The organism is Kitasatospora sp. NPDC101447 (genome assembly GCF_044767225.1).
In the GTDB taxonomy this organism is placed as follows: Bacteria; Actinomycetota; Actinomycetes; order Streptomycetales; family Streptomycetaceae; genus Kitasatospora.
In genome coordinates this window covers 15,050-28,742 of the sequence record NZ_JBIWNL010000035.1, presented here as the reverse complement: position 1 = coordinate 28,742, position 13,693 = coordinate 15,050, and the positions used below count along the sequence as shown (strand labels likewise).

General features: G+C 71.2%; 10 protein-coding genes and 4 pseudogenes. 2 read left to right on the top strand and 12 right to left on the bottom strand.

Annotated elements, in window-relative coordinates:
• Nucleotides 1-135 precede the first annotated feature (135 nt).
• The gene (locus ACIRST_RS33550) at nucleotides 136-642 is read left to right on the top strand and encodes a flavin reductase family protein (RefSeq protein ID WP_350525844.1); all 507 of its coding nucleotides are present in this window, start codon (nucleotides 136-138) and stop codon (nucleotides 640-642) included.
• 376 nt (nucleotides 643-1,018) lie between these two features.
• Here the strand turns inward: ACIRST_RS33550 and ACIRST_RS33545 are convergent, their stop codons facing one another.
• From ACIRST_RS33545 to ACIRST_RS33490, 12 genes and pseudogenes are all read right to left on the bottom strand, one after another.
• Entirely contained in the window at nucleotides 1,019-3,178 is a 2,160-nt protein-coding gene (locus tag ACIRST_RS33545) for a caspase domain-containing protein (protein WP_402807229.1), read from the bottom strand.
• Entirely contained in the window at nucleotides 3,171-3,521 is a 351-nt protein-coding gene (locus ACIRST_RS33540; protein ID WP_396551773.1) for a hypothetical protein, read from the bottom strand. The genes ACIRST_RS33545 and ACIRST_RS33540 overlap by 8 nt, the downstream gene beginning before the upstream one ends.
• 528 nt (nucleotides 3,522-4,049) lie before the next feature.
• The gene (locus ACIRST_RS33535) at nucleotides 4,050-4,259 is read right to left on the bottom strand and encodes a hypothetical protein (protein WP_402807122.1); all 210 of its coding nucleotides are present in this window, start codon (nucleotides 4,257-4,259) and stop codon (nucleotides 4,050-4,052) included.
• Between the two features lie 33 nt (nucleotides 4,260-4,292).
• Nucleotides 4,293-5,483: a hypothetical protein gene (locus ACIRST_RS33530; RefSeq protein ID WP_402807120.1), complete on the bottom strand. Its 1,191-nt coding sequence runs from the start codon at nucleotides 5,481-5,483 to the stop codon at nucleotides 4,293-4,295.
• Between the two features lie 530 nt (nucleotides 5,484-6,013).
• Nucleotides 6,014-6,187, bottom strand: a pseudogene (locus ACIRST_RS33525) (helix-turn-helix transcriptional regulator); the annotation flags it as partial.
• A 21-nt stretch (nucleotides 6,188-6,208) separates the two neighbouring features.
• On the bottom strand, nucleotides 6,209-6,553 hold the full coding sequence (locus ACIRST_RS33520; RefSeq protein ID WP_402807117.1) for a hypothetical protein: 345 nt from the start codon (nucleotides 6,551-6,553) through the stop codon (nucleotides 6,209-6,211).
• Between the two features lie 39 nt (nucleotides 6,554-6,592).
• Nucleotides 6,593-7,381, bottom strand: a pseudogene (locus tag ACIRST_RS33515) (serine/threonine-protein kinase); the annotation flags it as partial.
• Nucleotides 7,382-7,492: 111 nt separating this feature from the next.
• A pseudogene (locus ACIRST_RS33510) lies at nucleotides 7,493-8,197 on the bottom strand (SPFH domain-containing protein); the annotation flags it as partial.
• Between the two features lie 623 nt (nucleotides 8,198-8,820).
• The gene (locus ACIRST_RS33505; protein ID WP_402807115.1) at nucleotides 8,821-9,021 is read right to left on the bottom strand and encodes a helix-turn-helix domain-containing protein; all 201 of its coding nucleotides are present in this window, start codon (nucleotides 9,019-9,021) and stop codon (nucleotides 8,821-8,823) included.
• A 528-nt stretch (nucleotides 9,022-9,549) separates the two neighbouring features.
• Nucleotides 9,550-9,765, bottom strand: a complete 216-nt coding sequence (locus ACIRST_RS33500; RefSeq protein ID WP_402807112.1) for a hypothetical protein — start codon at nucleotides 9,763-9,765, stop codon at nucleotides 9,550-9,552.
• Nucleotides 9,766-9,873: 108 nt separating this feature from the next.
• A complete protein-coding gene (locus ACIRST_RS33495; RefSeq protein ID WP_402807109.1) occupies nucleotides 9,874-10,233 on the bottom strand; it encodes a transposase in 360 nt (119 codons plus the stop codon).
• 464 nt (nucleotides 10,234-10,697) lie between these two features.
• A pseudogene (locus tag ACIRST_RS33490) lies at nucleotides 10,698-11,366 on the bottom strand (ISL3 family transposase); the annotation flags it as partial.
• Between the two features lie 399 nt (nucleotides 11,367-11,765).
• Between ACIRST_RS33490 and ACIRST_RS33485 the strand changes: the two are divergent.
• Complete coding sequence (locus ACIRST_RS33485) at nucleotides 11,766-13,358, top strand: HEAT repeat domain-containing protein (protein ID WP_402807107.1); 1,593 nt, start codon at nucleotides 11,766-11,768, stop codon at nucleotides 13,356-13,358.
• Nucleotides 13,359-13,693 lie beyond the last annotated feature (335 nt).

Sequence of the window (13,693 nt, the reverse complement as noted above, 5' to 3'; positions counted from 1 at the left end):
GGCGTGTCCTGCGGCGGGGGGGGCGGGCGGGGGGGGGTGGGGGGGGCGGGGGGGGGGGGGGGGGGGGGGGGGGGGGGGGCGCGGGGGGGGCCCCCCCCCCCCCCCCCGACCCGGGAGGGAAGGAGCACTGCTGCCATGTCCGATTCCACCCTGAGCGGAGCACCGGTCTGCGCCGACCGGTTCCGGTCGGTGCTCAGCCACTACCCCACCGGGGTGGTGCTGGTGACCGCACCGCCGCCGGCCCCGGCGCAGCCACCGCCCGCGATGATCGTCGGCACCTTCACCTCGGTGTCACTGGACCCGCGCCTGGTGGGCTTCCTGCCCGCCAAGTCCTCGACCAGCTGGCCGCGGATCCGCGCGGCCGGCCGGTTCTGCGTCAACGTGCTGGCCGCGGACCAGCAGCAGGTGTGCCGGGGGTTCGCGGCCCGCGACCCGGCCCGCTGGGAGGTGCCGTACCGGCTGACCCCGGCCGGCTGCCCCGCGCTGGTCGACGCGCTCGCCTGGCTGGACTGCGAGCCGGCGGGCGAGGTGGCGGCGGGCGACCACTGGTTCGTCACCGCCACCGTCCGCGACCTCGCCGTCCAGCGGACCGGCCCGCCGCTGGTCTTCCTGCGGGGCGACTACGGCCGCTGTGTCGTCTGACCCGGGCCGCCGGCCACCCGCCCGACCGCCCGACCGCCCGACCGCCCGACCGCCTGCCGACGTCGGGCGGGGGCGGCCCGTCACTGCCCGGCACCGTCGCCCCCGGCCCGGGCCCCGACGCCGAACCGCCACGCCTCGATGTCGCGGTAGCGGATCGGCCCGGGCCCGCGGCCGATGGTGCTGCCGACCAGGTGGAGCCGCTCCGCCGGCCAGGAAGCCGAAGCCGAGCTCCTCCATCAGCCGGTCGACCAGCTGCGGAGCCGTATACGGCCCGGTGGGTCCGCAGCCGGTGGGTCCGCAGCCGGTGGGGCGGCCCGCCCGTCCCCGGTCCGGAGGAAACCCGGGCGGGGGACGGACGGGTGAACGGGCGGGCTCGTCAGACCGTCGCGAAGCCCCAGGTCGCGGCGGACGCGAGGAGCCAGCAGAACACGCCCACGGGCATCGTCACCCAGGGGGAGAACTCCGCCTGCACGAAGATGCTGGAGCCCATCCAGGAGGTGAAACCGATCGCCACGGGTGCGCCCCACAGGACCCCCGGGTTGTTCAGGCGTGCCAGGACACCACCCAGGACGGCGACGCTGGTCCCCACGCCGATCAGCAGGGCCACCAGCACCATCTCCCACCGGTCGTAGAGGGGGACGTCGGCCCGGTGGCCGTGGTACGAGGTCTCGACCACGTGGCCCAGCCAGACCTTGAGGTCCACCTCAGTGCCGGAGTCCACGTCGTCGTAGAACCGCTTCCCGACGGTGTAGGTCTCGGTGCCGGACGCCGTGTCGCGGAGCACCGAGATCTTGTACGCGGTCGATGCCTCGCCGTCCTCCGAGAACTTCGCCGTGACCCGCCCGGTCTCCGGTCTGAGGCAGTCCACCCCCGCCGCGATCCCCGGTCTGCCGCAGGCCGGGGCGCCCTGATGCGCCGTCACCCGAACGCTCTCGTCGAGGAACCGGTCGAAGCCCGCACCCACCACGGACAGGCCGATCAGCAGGAGCAGGCCCTGGGCCAGCACCCTGCCGAGGGGCACCGGGGCGCGCCGGGACGGACGTGGGCGCGGCGGACCGGCCGGCTGCGCCCGCGCGACGGGGACGGCCGTGCGCTCCGCTTCCGGACCGGGGGCCGTCGCCAGCGCGAGCACCGGTGGCGGTACTGCCACGGCCATCACCGGATCCGCGTCGGGCGGGGGAAGGGGCTCGCCGTCCGCCTGGTCCATCAGCCGCTGGACCTGGAGTCGCAGGACACCGAGCTCCCGGCCCAGCGATTCGGCCTCGCGCCGGATCTCGGTCAGGTCCGACTCCCGGGCGTGGGCGAACGCGACGGCCGCCGCGAGCCTGCGGTCCTTCTCCTCGGAGGACTCCTGCAGGCGGCGGATGCGCTCCTCCTCAGCGGTGAGCCGCGCCGCCAACCGGGCGGCCAGAGCGCGGTCCGCCAGCCGGCCGCGCCGCTCCTCGTCCCGCTCCCTGGTCAGTACCGTGACCGCCTCCCGGAGTTGCTCGGTGACCTCCTGGAGATACACGACCTGCACGGCGGGCAGCGGGCTGTCGCGCAGCTCCGTCAGACGCAGCTCGTGCAGCTTGCCGAGGAGACCCGGAGGCAGGGGGACGCCGTGCCGCTCCAGGGCGGCGACGAAGGCGTCGACGAAGTCGCGCGGGGCGATCGCCGCGCCCGACAGGTAGGACGAGACCTCCTCCGGTGAGCGGCCGCTCTCCTGCGCCAGTCGCTCCAGGGAGACATCACAGTGGCTCCGGCCCCGGATGAAGGCGGCGGCCAGGGCCGTGGCGAAGGGCGACCGGTGGGCGGCGTTGCGGGTGAAGGCGAACAGGTTGGCGGAATCGGTGCCGAGCTGGTTGGGCGGCGGCAGTGCCCGCTCTCTCAGCCGGTCCTGCAGGTGCGGGTACAGGGCGCCGAGGGTGAGCCAGACGGGACCGCCGGGCATGCCCTCCCGGATCAGCTCCAGCAGCGTCCCGGTGAAGGACGTGGTCGCCTCGGCCTGCTCGCTCAGCGGGACGACGTGGGCGGCCCGGTCGCTGGCGACCAGGATGTACGCCCCACGGATGTGTGCGGCCCCGGCGGGGTCCGCCCCCGCGGCCAGCGCCTCGATGGCGCGGCCCGAGTAGCAGCAGTCCAGCACCACGACCTTGACCTTGGCCGGACTGTCCAGGAACACCTCGCGGACACGGTCGTACACCAGTCCGCCCGCGTCGGGGTGATCGGGGTTGGTGTCCGTCAGCGTCAGGCAGAGCTGACCGCGTGGCAGGATCACACCGTGCCCGACGTAGTAGAGCAGCAGGACTCCGCGGGTCGCCCGGGCAAGTTCGCGCAGCTGCGGGAGCAGCTCGCGGATGTCGCTGGGGTCGGGGATGGCGGTGATCCGGTCCGGCGGCCAGCCGCACAGCCGGGGGTCGGTCAGCACCTGTCGGACGGCGGTCAGGCTGTTGAGGGCGGCCGGCAGCGGTTGGAAGCCGCTGCGCTGGTAGGTGCCCGTCCCGATCAGGATCGCGCGGGAGTTCGCGAAGTCGGGTGGCTCGGGCCGGTCAGTCATCGCCACCGCTCAGTACCTCGCGCAGCAGGGGGGCGACGTCCTCGGGCTTGAGCCCCCGGACGTCCAGCTCGACCCTGCGGGCCGGGGTCGTGACGATGACCGTCACGTCCGTGCGACGGGTCCGCAGCCAGGTCGAGAGCGATCCGGCCAGGACCGCGCCCGCGCCGCCGCTGCCCAGTGCCACCTCCAACACCTCGACGGCCCCGCCCAGTTCGCCCTCGGCGGGTACTGTCGGCACGGCTCGGACCAGGCCGACCAGTTCGCGCTCGTGGCGCAGCCACTCCCACAGTTCAGCCGTCTCCCGGACCTCGTCGCCGCCCGTGACCGCTATGCGTGCGTCCATGTTCTCCCCACCTGCTCTACCGGTGTCCGACGTGACCCGGGCCCCTCCCGGGCACGGAGGGGATGATGCCAGGACGGCGCCTCCGATGTGGTCGACTCGGCCCTTCTGCAGCGGATTTGCGCAGACGTGTGGACCGGGCCCGGACGCCCTTCGGCGCGGGCGTCGGCCGTCCCAGGTCCGCCCGGTCGGCGGCCTTCGCGGTGGCGGCGCACCGCGCTGGCGCGTGGTCGGCGATCCGCCACAGTGTCGACCGCCAGAAGGCGCCGGCCCCGAAGGGGCCCTCTTCTCGCACAACCAGGCGCGAGGCGGGGCGCAGACGCGCAGGCGCTGCGTGGTGGACCAAGGCCGGCCCCGCAGACCGGGGCGGCCATCGACCAAGCGCCCGCGCCGCCGGGCGGCAGGCCGGCGTGTCAGGGGGACCGCTGGGAAGGCCCCCGGTGACGGGGCCCCCAGCGTCAGCAGTCGCCCGGTACCTTCACGGTGGCGTCCCGCCCACCGCTTGTACTCCTGACGCACATACGGCCGCATCTACACCTCCCACGTGGACCAGCCGGGGCCGGCCGAGCCCAGGACGAACCGTCCGTCGGGCAGGTCGAATGTGAGCAGCTCGTAGGCGGGGCGCACGGCCTCCGTTTCGGCCGTGCCGTCCAGCCGCCACATGGTTTGCCCGGCCCTGGTGCAGCCGTCCGAGGCGACCAGGCCGGCGGCTCGGCCCGCGCCGAGAGGGCCGCGCGGCATCGGCTTCTTGTCCGCTCGACTCGACCAGGGGCTTCAGTCCAAGGCGACCGTGACGCCGCCCTCGCGGAGGACTTCCAGGACCTCGTCGAAGTAGGACCCGTTCACGACGGAGTTGGCGGCGAGGGCGTGGCGGGCGATGTCGGAGTCGTGCCAGACCAGGGTGAACGGCGGCAGGACCGCCGGCCCGCCGCCGAGGCGGTCACGGAGCCAGAACAGGCTCCTGCCGAGTTCCCGGCCGGGCCCGAGAACCGCCTCACCGATGGCCAGGTACAGGCCCGGCACGTCGGTGACGAAGCGGCCGTCGAGGTGGTACTCGCCGCCCGAGCGGCCGATGCCGGGACCGTACGGGCCGCTGGTCGTCAGGTGCAGCCACTCGTACCGGCCCCGGGTGGTGAGCGGAGCCCAGAGGTTGGGTTCGGCCGGTTCGCCGTCGTACCAGGTCGCGTGGATCGCGCGGGCCTCCGGGGCCGGGCGGCCCTCGCCACGGTCCGCGAGGGTGAAGTCGAGCAGGGCCCCGCCCAGGACGGAGGGCCTGACGTCGGTGATGTCGACGTCCACGCCTCGATGGTGCATGACCCGGCCGTTGCGGTCCAGCGCCGCCAGCCACACGCACTCCCACGGCCGGGGGCGGGGATCGTTCAGCCGTTCCAGCAGTGCCTCGGTGGGCTCGCAGCCGATCAGGTGAATCGGGTTCGGCTGCGGGGGGCGCTGCGGATACAGCCCACGCGCTTCGAGGCAGGCGCCGAGCGGCTCGGCACTCCACCGGTTTGCCGGCCAGACGTCGAAGCGGAAAGAGGTCGGAGCCTCCGGCACGGCCAGGGCCCCGTACATGGTGTTCTCGACACCTGCGCCCAGGACCAGGTCGACCCGCTCCGGGTCGCCGGGCGTGGGGCGGTGGGTGATGACAGCCACGTCCACGAGCTCGACCGAGGTCGGCGACTTCCTGTCGTCCGCGTCGAGGACTTCCACCGTCAGGTCGCCGAGGAGACGTCCCGCCGCGGCGGGACGGGTGGCCAGATCGACGAGCAGGCTGTCGCGGAGGCAGCCACGCAGGGTGACGACCTCCCGGGGCGGCGGCACCGGGGCCACGTACAGCCCCTCGACATCGGCGCAGCGTGCGAGGAGAGCGACACGCTCGGTGTCTTCCAGGTCGGACTCGTCCTCGACGAGCAGGTAGCGCAGCGGCAGATCCCGCTCCCATCCGAGGAACTCCGCGACCCGCACCCGACCTCCAGTAACCGAACCATCCCGGGCGGGCAAGCCTAAGGCCGGCCGGAACGAACGCGCACGCGGTTATCCGACGGCGACCTGGCGACGTGCGTTCTCCGGCCACGCTCGGATCCTGGGGCGGTGACCCGGGGGCGGCCCGAGAGGGGCTCGCCGAGGAGCAGCCGGCAGACTCCTCGCGGCTGAGAGGAGGCCGAGCGGCAGGCTGCGCACGCGCTGTGGGCGGACCGGTTCCGGGCTTCGTTGCCGGGCAAGACCTCGTCGCCGTCTGCGACCCGGACAGCTGAACAACCACCAGCCCGCACGTCAGTGAGCAGCCACCGTCCCTGCCGGCCTTCGCCGTGACTGACAGCATGACAACAGCACTGAGGGCCTACGGCCCGAGAACGGCAGCGCGGCCGGACGGAACGAGCGGGCGCCGGACAGGGCGAAGACCGCGGCGCGGCAGGGCACAGGGACTCGGGCGGATGAGGTAGTCGCTCACCGAACGATCGGAGCCCGGCTTCGGCTACCAGGGGCGGGCCGGTTCAGAGCCGGCCGCGCCAGGCTGCCTTGAGTCCTGCCTCGATGCGGCTGGTCGCCTGCAGGCGTTCCATCAGGGTCGCCATCTGCGGTCGGACCGTCCGCATCGACACACCGAGGCGCTTGCCGGCAGCCTCGTCCGTCATCCCGGAGGCAAGCAGTCTCAGCAGCTCCTGTTCCGCCTCTGGCTGACACTGTGATCAGCCTGCTTCCAGAGCGTCGGCCCGCTCCACCATGCCAGCTGCGATGTCGTCCCAGTCCGGGCCGTGCATCCAAAGGTTCTCAGCAGCCTCCCGCAGCAGCGCCGGCTCGTCCGGCCGCTGCAGAAGCACCAGCCGATAGGCCAGATTCCGGATCCAGACCGGCAGATGGCCATCAACCACGTGCGGACAGAGCTCACCCAGCATGGCGAGGATCGCCTCCGCATCGGCGAAGGTCAGCCGCTCGACGAAGAGGAACTCCTGGTGGTCGCGGTCGCACTCCGGAGTGGGACCGTACTCGTCGCCGTAGAGACACCGCGCATACTCCGTCAGGGTGCTGTGCATGATCTGGAGCCTACGACGTCATGATCCGCCGGACAGAACCTAGCTGGTGGACGCGCTGTGCAGGTCGACCATCGTCCGCACCGGAAGCGGCAACCAGTCCCCGGCGGCCGGGCGGCTTCGGGAGAGGTCCTCGACGATCTGAGTGGGAGTCGGACGGCGGTGGGGGTCATGGTCGAGACAGCGGACGACCAGATCGGCCAGTGGGGCCGGCAGCAGACTGAGGACGGACTCCCAGACCTCACTCTCATCCACCGGCACCGCCCCTCCGGCATGGCACAGCACCATGCCGAAGGCGTAGACGTCCGTGGCGAACGTGACCGGCCCTCCGATGTACTGCTCCGGGGCCAGGAATCCCCGCGTGCCGATCAGCTGGCCGGAACGGGTGAGCATGGTGTCGTCGAGCGCCCGAGCGATGCCGAAGTCGATGACGCGAGGCCCAGTGCCGGAGATGATGATGTTGCTCGGCTTGAGGTCGCGATGGACGATGTTGCAGGCATGGATCCCCTCAAGCGCCTCGGCAACACCGACGGCCAAAGTGTGCAGACTCCGGCTCGGCAACGCACCGTAATGCTTCAAGACTTCGTGCAGCGGTAGGCCAGGGATGTACTCGGTGATCAGCCAAGGCGGATCACCTTGCGGGTCGGCAGCGACCACCGGCGCGGTGTGGAATCCACCGACCCGGCGCACGGCCTCGATCTCACGGCCGAACCGCCGGCGGAACTCGGCGTCCGCGGCCAGCTCCGGCCTGATGACCTTGACCGCCACCAGGCGCTCCCCGGCAGAGCGCCCGAGGAAGACCGTCCCCATACCGCCCTCGCCCAGCCGAGCAGTCAGCTGATAGCGGCCGATACTGCGCGGGTCGTCCCCCCTCAACGGTTGATGGCTGGGCCCGAGCAATGCCTGTGGGGGCAACGGCGGCGCGGCCGGTGCTCCCCTGTCCTCCCCGACGACGGCTCCCGCAACCGCCCCTGCGTCGGCGCGCAGCACCGCGGCCTGGGCCTCGCCCTCGGCCTTGAGCACCTCGGCCTGCTTCTCGCCTTCGGCCTTGAGGATCTGCGCCTGGCGCTGGCCCTCGGCGATCAGGATCGCCGCGCGCTTGTCCCGCTCGGCGCGCGTCTCCTTCTCCATCGCGTCCTGGATGGAGGTCGGCGGCTCGATCGTCTTGAGCTCGGCGCGGTTGACCCGGACACCCCACTTGCCGGTGGCCTCGTCCAGGACGCTGCGCAGGCCGGTGTTGATGACCTCGCGGGAGGTCAGGATGGATTCGAGGTCCATCGAGCCGATGATGTTGCGCAGCGTGGTGTCGGTCAACTGCTTGATCGCATCGGCGTAGTTGGCGACCTCGTAGGTGGCGGCGCGCGGGTCGGTGACCTGGTAGTGGACCACCGTGTCGATGTTGACGACCAGGTTGTCCCGGGTGATCACCGGCTGCAGCGGGAACGGCACGACCTGCTCGCGCAGGTCGATCCGGGCGCGGACGCGTTCGATGAACGGGACAACGATGTTCAGGCCTGCGTTGAGAGTGCGCTTGTAGCGGCCGAAGCGCACCACAATCGCGGCGCGGGCCTGCGGGATCACCCGGATCGGTCGGGCCAGGGCCAGCAGTACAACCAGCACGATGATAAGGATGAGCACCGGTTCCACTCCAGCAGCCCCCTCGCCCGTCAGCACATCGGACTTCCGATCCGGACGACGTCCGGCATGGTCCGGGCCGAAGTCTGACAGACGTGCATCGCGATGCATATAGCCCGACCGGCAGGGGCGAGGCTCAACTCCCTTGCAGTACAGGGCAGTACCGCCTTGCGCGTTCGACGCGGTGCGGTCCGGCAACCCGCATCGGACGAGCGGCACCTCAGCGGAAAAGCTGTCCACATTTTCGAGCCTGCCCCGTCCTGACTCCGAGCCATCGCCTTCAGTAACGCTTCCGACGGCATTCGGCGCGTAGGAGTATTGCTCGTCGCCAACACCGCGGGATCGCCGGATGCGGTGACAGGGACCGGCGGGGAACGGACCGTGCCCGGAAAGGGCCGGCTGCACGGCCACGCCGGGCTGTTGGGCGACACGAGAATGTCAGTGGCCGGCGACATCGGAAGTATCTGTGGCTTGCACAGGGCGAAAGGGCGGTGATGCGCCGGGCAGCGAGCGGGCTGTCCGGCGAGGCTCACCGCCACGGATGCCGCAGACGGTACTTCACACGGCCCCATCGGCCAGGCTCGGGCGGCAGCGGAAACTGGTCGGTCCGACGCACCTTGCTTGCCAGACGACGCTCAAAATGCCGCGCGACCACGCTGTCCGCCGGGGCTGGACATCGTAGCGGCGACTTCGTCGTATGCGGCCAGCGTTCGGTAGAGGGTAGAGCGGCCGACGCCGAGGTACCGGGCGATCAAGGTGACCGGCTCGTTGGCTTCGCCGCGCCGCAGGGCGACGGCGAGCATGTCGCCGTCGCCGACATGGTGCTGCGACCTCATCGACGTCCTTCCCGGCCACGCCGCGTACAGCCTGCGGATGCTCTCCGAGCCGTCACCACCTACTGACACGCCTCTGTCACTGTCGCCGACCACTGACATCTCGCGTCGCGACCCACTGACGTTCTGACGTCGTCCGACAAGGGCCCGCCAGCCATCGCCGCAGGCCCCACCACTACCCGACAGCGCACCACCCCCCACCCCCACCACCAGGAGGACAGGGGTGCGCAGAGAGGGATGTCGGACTTTCCGGCCACCTTGGCTGGCCTTGTGAGCTGCACAGATGCTGCCCCGCGCCCGGGCCGGGGGTGCCGGCATCAGGAGCTGCATCAGGAGTCACAGCAGGAGGCTGCACTGGGAGCTGCACCGGGAGGCCCGGGAAGGGCCCTTCCCGGGCCTCCCGGGGCCGAACCGCACCCTGGGGGCCGAACGATGCGCAGGGCTGATGGCGCTCTCCGAATCTGGCTCTGACCGGAGTTCCGTGAAACCCGCCCTGTAGCGGCCGCCGGACCCCTGGGCCCTCACCTGTTCTCAGGGCCCGCTGGCGATCTGACCTGCCAGTTCCTCGATTATCGCGGCCTCTGTGGTGATGCCCTCGCTGGCCAGCTCGGCCGCCAGTACGCCTCGAACCACGTCAATCGGGTCGCCGGCATGAGTGCTGCGGGTTCGATCGATCGCCTTCTCGAACCGTGCCATCTTCTCTCGGAGTCGAGGTACCACCTCGGCGTATTCGCCGTAGTCACTCATCGGCCTTCCCCCCTGCCCCGCCATGTCCGTGGCGTTTCCCTCTTGGGCTTCCCATGCAATCTGATATTCGGTCAAGTCTAAGGCGTACTTGGTCGAAGGGCCCCGGGCTCACGATCGGGTGAGGACGCGGATCCGTAGGAGTCGGAACGAGGCCCGGCCATACATGGCCCTTTTGAGCGCTTTGACCCTATTTACGTTGCCCTCGACCTTGCCGGAGCTCCATTCGAGGGTGAGGCCGGCGGTGACGGCGTCGAGGTCCTGGCGCAGGAAGCCGGCGAACGAGCGGACCGGAGTGGGGGCGTCCTGCTCGGCCTGGCGGATCCACTCCAGCATGCCACCGCGCCGGTTGACCAGCAGGTCGCGGAAGCATCGGGCCAGGTCATAGGCCCGGGCGATGTCCGGGCAGGCGATCCTGACGTCGAGCAGCTTCTCCACCTCCTGATCCGATAGCTTCTCGCGCGGGCGCATGATCCACGAGGTGATGCGGCGCGGGCTGGGATGTCGGCGCGGACCGGCTCGGCCGCTCCCTCGCGGAGCTTGGCCAGGTGGCGGCGCACGACCTGGATGCTGCCGGTGTAGCCGCGCTCCCGGATCTCATGGAACAGCCGGGTGCCACTGGTGCATCCGGCAATGAAGCGGCTGTTCAGGTAGGGCTTGAACGGTTCCAGGAGCCTGGCCTTGTGGATGCCGAAGTCCTTCGCGGAGGCGAGGAGTTCGTCCAGCGGCGTGGTCTTGAAGCGGCGCACGGTCTTGCGGTCCACGCCGAGGTGGCGGGCGATGGCGCTGATCGTCCACTTCTGCTCCAGAAGCCGGTGGACGTCCGCGTAGCGGTCACGGGTGCGTTCGATGAGAGGCGTGCGCGGCAGCTCCGGAACAGGCAGGTCGATCACCGGAGGTTCGGGCGGCGGCTCCTCCTGTTCAACGTGTTTGCGCAGGCAGGAGCGGTGCTGGTGGCAGGTCTTCTCGACCGCGGCCGACAGGTTCTGGAGCAGGTGCCACCTGTCCGCAACCTCGATCGCGTCGGGGGCGGCTTCCTTGATCGCCCGGGTGTAGGCGGTGGCGCGGTCCCGGCAGATGATCTCCGCGCCGGGGTGTTCGCGCAGCCAGGCGGCGAACGTCTCCGAGGTGCAGTCCGGGAGCACGTCCACGACACGGCCGGTCTCGACGTCGACGAGGACGGTCCCGTAGGTGCGGCCCTTGCGGAAGGCGAACTCGTCGACGCCCAGGACCCGAGGTGCCCGCTCGGGCACTTCGGGCGCCTCCAGCAGCCCAAGGAGGCGGGTCCGGCCGGCGGTGATGCTGAGCTTGTGGCAGAGCCGTTCGCCAGCCCGGCCGCCCAGCTCGGTGGCGACCGCCCGGAGCCACTGCCTCAGCCCGACGCTGGAACGTACATGGCGCTCGCTCAGCCCGGGGACCTGCTCGACGAACGTCGTCCGCCGGCACCGGGCGCGGTCGCAGAAGAAGCGCCGCACCCGAAGACGTATCGCCAACTTCCTTCCAGCAAGCGGGCGTTCGGCCAACGTCCGCCAGTAGGCGGAGTGCCTCCGTCTCCCTGGGCTTCCGCAGCTTGGGCGCCGGGCCGGTGGGCCGCACGCGGCCACCTCCACCAGCACGATCTCTGGGCCGGCGGTCAGCCGCTCCAGTTCAACATCGACTCCGGGGAACAGCACATCCTCGATCGAGCGGAGATCCACGCGGAGGTCATCCCGCAGGGAAACGATCCTGCATGCATGCCGCTGACCTGGGGTTTCACGGAACTCCGGTCAGAGCCCCGAATCTCCCCATCCTGTGCTCCGAGGTTGGCCGAACCTGCTCAGTTGATCTCCCCACCCTTCGGGTGATGCTCTTCGCTTGGTCCGGGAAGGTCCGACGCGAGTAGTCAGCCGTGAGATCGAGCTGGGAGGCCGGCGTCGCGTGGCAGAGTCGTTCTCCTGGTCGGCGCGGCCTCTCGGCCTGATAATCGTTGGTCCGATTCGTTCTTCGGCTGCCAGGATGCGGCGGTGAGCGTAGTGGATGAGGTGTGGGAACGGCTCGAACAGCAACCCGGGTCGGCGGGGTTGATCGCGATGCTGCAGGGAATCGCGGCGAGCGAGCCCGCTGATGGGTACCGGCTGGCTCACGCGATGTACTCGGACCGGCGAGGTATGAGTGCCCTGGCACCGGACGCGCTGCCGATCGTGCTCGCCCTCGCCCGTGACTCGGCACTGCCGGCCCGCGACGAGGTGGTGCTGGCCTTGAACATGCTGGTCGAATGCGCGCGGTCCCAGCCCGCGGGGCGGATCCCTCCAGCCTGGCTGCCCGCCTGGCAGGTGTGTCGCGCGGCCGCGGAGCCGCTGGTCGCGGACCAGGATCCGAAGGTGCGCTGGTGGGCGGTTGACCTGGTGGAGCGTCCGGGCCCGCTGTCGAACCGGCTGCGGACGGAGATCGAGCCGTCGATGAGGATCCGGCTCCTGCTGCGGCTGGGCCAGGTCGCGACACCGACCGACGATCAGGCACGAGCGGCCCTGGCCGCAGTCGCCGGATCCCCTGTCCTGCGGCTGGCGGCGCTGCGAGGCCTGAACCGATTGGATCCGGACGGCGCGGCCGGGCGGGTCGATGGGTTGGTGGACCTGTTCACCGATCCGTCGATGCCGGCGTCGGTCGAGCTGCTGTGGAATCCGGCTGACGAGGACTACCGTCCGGAGCTGTCGGACCTGGTGCTGCCGACGGCCGAGGACTTGCCCGCTGCGGTCGCGGCGCGGTTCACCGCCCGGCTGGCCCGTTGCGGTGAACCCGAGCTGCGGGTGTCGGCGCTCGACGCGGCCTGGCAGGTGCTGGTACTGCGGCCCTCGGCCGGTCCGGAGCTGCTGACGATGGCCGGCGCGTTGCTCGACGATCCGGATCCGCGCGTCCGCGTACGGGCCGCCCACCTGCTGGCAATGCTGGGGAAGGCTGCCGCACCGTTCGCCGACAGGTTGTTCGCGCTGCTGGACGACCTGAACGGGGACGAGTGGCTGGACGGCACCATCGCGGACTTCGCGTGCTGGGCACTGGCGCGGATCGGAGATCCTCGCGCACTACCGGGCCTGGTGTGGCGGTTGACGGCAGTGCACAGGGAGCAAGGGCGTAGCTGGACGGGGGGAGACCCGCATCGCCCGGACCCGTACGACGCGCTGATCGCCCTGCCTGAGCACGCCGAAGCCCTGCGCCCGCAGATGGCGGAATGGAAGAAGGGAGGGCTGTTGTCCGCAGCCGATGTCCTGGCGGCGTGGGACGGCCGGGACGCCATCCCCTGCGAGCCACCTGCGGGGGCGGGTCTGGACTCGGTGGCGTGTCGGCTCCGCGAAATGCGGCAGCAGTACCGGCCCTGGCACGAGACGAGCAGGTACCGGACGGCGATGGTCGCCGTCGCGACGCTCTCCCAACGCGGGCCGCTGCGCCCGAAGGTCCGCGCGGCCGTGGAGCACGCGCTGTCCCTGGACCGCCGTCTGTCCAAGGAGTACTACGACTACCGGGCTGTCCTGGACGACGAACGAGTGCGCGACATGCTGCAGCGGGCACTGCGCGGCGAGGCCGTACGGATGCCAGCCCTCTCCATCCCCCTACCGGGATAGCTGTCACGCAGAGGACACCTCTCGGGCGGCGGCCACCCAGGTGCCGACCCGGTCAGCCGCCGGTCGAGGAATCGCCGGCCGCACCACAACCTCGCAAACACCTCGTCCGAACTTTGACCGGGCCAACCAAGTGGGAAACGAAGAGCAGCCCTGGGGATTTCCGGAGATCCTCATCAACCGGCGTCGCTCTCTGCACGGCGGGGTGTGGCTGCGGGGGGGGGGGGCCCCCCGGGGGCCCCCCCCCCCGCCCCCCCCCCCGCCCCGGGCGCGGCCCCCCCCCCGGGGGGGGGGTGGGGGCGGGTGAGGGGCACTGGTGTTGGGGTAGGAAGGGACCC

Excerpts from the sequence above, each read along its gene's own strand:
- ACIRST_RS33550 (WP_350525844.1), top strand. The coding sequence starts at position 136 with ATGTCCGATTCCACCCTGAGCGGAGCACCGGTCTGCGCCGACCGGTTC.
- ACIRST_RS33535 (WP_402807122.1), bottom strand. The coding sequence starts at position 4,259 with ATGCCGCGCGGCCCTCTCGGCGCGGGCCGAGCCGCCGGCCTGGTCGCC.
- ACIRST_RS33495 (WP_402807109.1), bottom strand. The coding sequence starts at position 10,233 with ATGCGCCCGCGCGAGAAGCTATCGGATCAGGAGGTGGAGAAGCTGCTC.
- ACIRST_RS33500 (WP_402807112.1), bottom strand. The coding sequence starts at position 9,765 with ATGAGTGACTACGGCGAATACGCCGAGGTGGTACCTCGACTCCGAGAG.
- ACIRST_RS33520 (WP_402807117.1), bottom strand. The coding sequence starts at position 6,553 with ATGCACAGCACCCTGACGGAGTATGCGCGGTGTCTCTACGGCGACGAG.
- ACIRST_RS33545 (WP_402807229.1), bottom strand. The coding sequence starts at position 3,178 with ATGACTGACCGGCCCGAGCCACCCGACTTCGCGAACTCCCGCGCGATC.
- ACIRST_RS33540 (WP_396551773.1), bottom strand. The coding sequence starts at position 3,521 with ATGGACGCACGCATAGCGGTCACGGGCGGCGACGAGGTCCGGGAGACG.
- ACIRST_RS33505 (WP_402807115.1), bottom strand. The coding sequence starts at position 9,021 with ATGAGGTCGCAGCACCATGTCGGCGACGGCGACATGCTCGCCGTCGCC.